Annotated in this window: 1 pseudogene; it reads right to left on the reverse strand. The window is 62.3% G+C overall.

Annotated features, from left to right (window positions below):
- Positions 1-709, reverse strand: a pseudogene (locus tag EWE75_RS24780) (IS630 family transposase); the annotation flags it as partial.

A 709-nucleotide genomic window follows, 5' to 3' on the forward strand; every position in this document is an offset into this window, starting at 1 on the left:
TTTTTGCACTCTGCGGGGGTGAATTCGTCGATAGATTGGCCGATAATGCGCCAGAGGTCATCAACCGTTCTGGCGGCGGCTTTGCGTAGCAAGGTCTTGAGTTTCGAGAAGGCGTTTTCGATCGGGTTGAAATCGGGCGAATATGGCGGAAGGAACAGGAGCGTCGCGCCGGCGGCCTCGACTGCCTTGCGCACCTCGTCGCCCTTGTGGGCGGGCAGGTTGTCGAGAATGACGACGTCGCCCCGGTGGAGCGTGGGTATGAGCACCTGCTGGGTATAGGCGAGGAACCACGCGCCGGTCATCGGTCCGTCGAGTACCATCGGCGCGGTCATGCCCAATGTTGTCAGGGCGCCGACGAATGTCGTGGTCTTCCAATGGCCGTGCGGGATCGAGGCACGTAGCCGTTCGCCGCGCGGCGCACGTCCATGCAGACGGGCCATCTTCGTATTGGCCGAGGTCTCATCGATGAACACCAGCGTGTACGGATCGAGATCGGGCTGACCCTCGAACCACGCCTCGCGCCGTATCAAGACGTCGGGGCGATCCTGCTCGGTCGCATGCCCGGACTTTTTTTAAGCGTGATCTGCCGCCGCTCGAAAAAGCGCCACAGGCCTGCCACGCTCACCGCGATCCCTTGCCCGGCAAGCGCGCTCCGCAGATCCGCAAGCGTGATGTCCGGTATCCTGGCCAGTTCTCCCAGGATCGTATC

The organism is Sphingomonas populi (assembly GCF_004208535.1).
GTDB classification, from domain to species: domain Bacteria; phylum Pseudomonadota; class Alphaproteobacteria; order Sphingomonadales; family Sphingomonadaceae; genus Sphingomonas; species Sphingomonas populi.